The organism is Pseudaminobacter soli (ex Li et al. 2025) (genome assembly GCF_003012705.1).
Taxonomy (GTDB): domain Bacteria; phylum Pseudomonadota; class Alphaproteobacteria; order Rhizobiales; family Rhizobiaceae; genus Pseudaminobacter; species Pseudaminobacter soli.
Window position 1 is genome coordinate 1 of sequence record NZ_PXYL01000051.1, and the last position, 1949, is coordinate 1949.

A 1949-nucleotide genomic window follows, 5' to 3' on the forward strand; every position below is an offset into this window, starting at 1 on the left:
CCGAACGGCCGCGTCGTCGCCATCGGCTCCTCGACCGGCGGCGTCGAGGCGCTGCTCACCATCCTGAGCCAGTTCCCCGCCAACTGCCCGCCGACCGTCATCACCCAGCACATGCCGCCACTGTTCACCAAGAGCTTCGCCGAGCGGCTCAACCGGCTGTGCCGGCCCGAGGTCGGCGAGGCCGTCGACGGCGCCCCGCTTCTCCCCGGTCACGTCTACCTGGCGCCGGGCGGCGGCGCCCATCTCGAGGTCGCCGGCACCGCCACAGCAGCGCGCTGCCGGCTGCGCGACGGCGCGCCGGTCAACGGCCACCGGCCGTCGGTCGACGTGCTGTTTGCCTCGCTCGCCAAGACCTTGGGCGGCAACGCCGTCGGCGTCATCCTGACCGGCATGGGCCGCGACGGCGCCGCCGGGCTGTTGGCGCTGCGCCAGGCCGGCGCGCCAACCGTCGGCCAGGACGAGGCGACCAGCCTCGTCTACGGCATGCCGCGCGCCGCCTTCGAGGCCGGCGCCGTCGAGCGCCAGCTGCCGCTCGCCAAGATCCCCGCACACCTGCTCGGGCTGACCCGGGCACCTTCCAATGGACGGAGCTAACGATGTCTTTCCTGCAACACTTCAAGGTTCTCGTCGTCGACGACACCACCACCAGCCGCATCCTGATCTCCGAATCGCTGCAGGACATGGGCATCCGCCAGATCACCCTGGCCAAGGACGGCGAGCATGCGCTGCGCACCATCATGGCGCAGCCGCAGCACCTGGTGATCTCCGACTTCAACATGCCCAACCTCGACGGCCTCGGGCTCTTGAAGGCGATCCGCTCCTACGCCCCGACCCGCAACACGCCGTTCATCATCCTGACCGGCAAGACCGACCGCGCTTTGCTCGAGCGCGCCGCGGCGCTGGGCGTCAACAACTATTTGACCAAGCCGTTCACCACCGCGCAGCTGAAGCGCGCCATCGAGCAGATCGTCGGGGACCTCAGGTGACCAAGGAAGCCGTCGCCCAGCGCATCACCGTCATGCGCGGCGAGTTTTATGTCGTCGATAGAAGCGAGGTGGTGCTGACCACCCTGCTCGGCTCCTGCGTCGCCGCCTGCCTGCGCGATCCGCAGGCGCGCGTCGGCGGCATGAACCACTTTTTGCTGCCCGGCACGCTCGGCGCCGCCCGCCAGGACGCCGAGCGCTACGGCGTCCACCTGATGGAGCTGTTGGTCAACGGGCTTCTGGCGCGCGGCGCCCAGCGCCAGCGGCTCGAGGCCAAGCTGTTCGGCGGCGCCAGAACCCTCGAGGGCCTGTCCGACATCGGCGCCCTCAACGCCGAATTCGCAAAAGGCTTCCTGCGCCACGAGGGCATCGCGGTGGTCGGCGGCGACCTCGGCGGCGAGCGCGGCCGCCGCATCGAATACTGGCCGGTCTCCGGCCGCGCCCGCCAGGCGCTGCTCAAGGGCGACCCCGGCCTCGCCGCCCCCGCCCCGCCGCCGCCGCCGAGTGGCGCCGTCGAGTTCTTCTGAGCCGCGGCCGGCGCAAACCGGACTTCCGCCGCCGGTCGCCTGCCTCCCCCATACGCCGCGCCCCAGCCGCAAAAGGTCATCGCCCCATGTCCGCACCCGCCAGCCAGCCTTCGACGCCCGCCCTCACGCCAGCCGCAGAGCTGCTCCACCGCGTCAGCGCCGAACTCACCGCCATGGCCGTGGACGTGAACCGGCTGCATCCGCTCGCCGCAGCCCACACGGCCACCGCCGCGGGCTCCGCGACCGCGCCCGACCCGGACTACCTGCAAGCCCTGCAGGGCATCGACCACATCGAACAAAAGCTGCGCGCCCTTGCCGGCTTCCTCGCCGCCATCGCCGAGACCGCCCCGCCCGACTGGCAGCTCGACGCCCACCAAGCCCTCGCCGCCATCACGCTCGCCGACCTCGCCACCCGCCTCGCCGGACACACCCCGCACGA

The 1949-nt window shown here is 71.6% G+C and carries 4 protein-coding genes; all 4 read left to right on the forward strand.

Annotated elements, in window-relative coordinates:
• A partial coding sequence (locus tag C7I85_RS30120; RefSeq protein WP_280954434.1) for a chemotaxis protein CheB occupies positions 1 to 594 on the forward strand: 594 nt, incomplete at its 5' end.
• A 2-nt stretch (positions 595 to 596) separates the two neighbouring features.
• Positions 597 to 986 (forward strand): response regulator, encoded by a 390-nt coding sequence (locus tag C7I85_RS30125; protein WP_106727661.1) that lies wholly within the window; start codon positions 597 to 599, stop codon positions 984 to 986.
• A 32-nt stretch (positions 987 to 1018) separates the two neighbouring features.
• Complete coding sequence (locus tag C7I85_RS30130; protein ID WP_106727663.1) at positions 1019 to 1510, forward strand: chemotaxis protein CheD; 492 nt, start codon at positions 1019 to 1021, stop codon at positions 1508 to 1510.
• A gap of 86 nt (positions 1511 to 1596) precedes the next feature.
• Positions 1597 to 1949 (forward strand): hypothetical protein (locus C7I85_RS30135; RefSeq protein ID WP_106727662.1); only part of this gene is annotated, 353 nt, incomplete at its 3' end.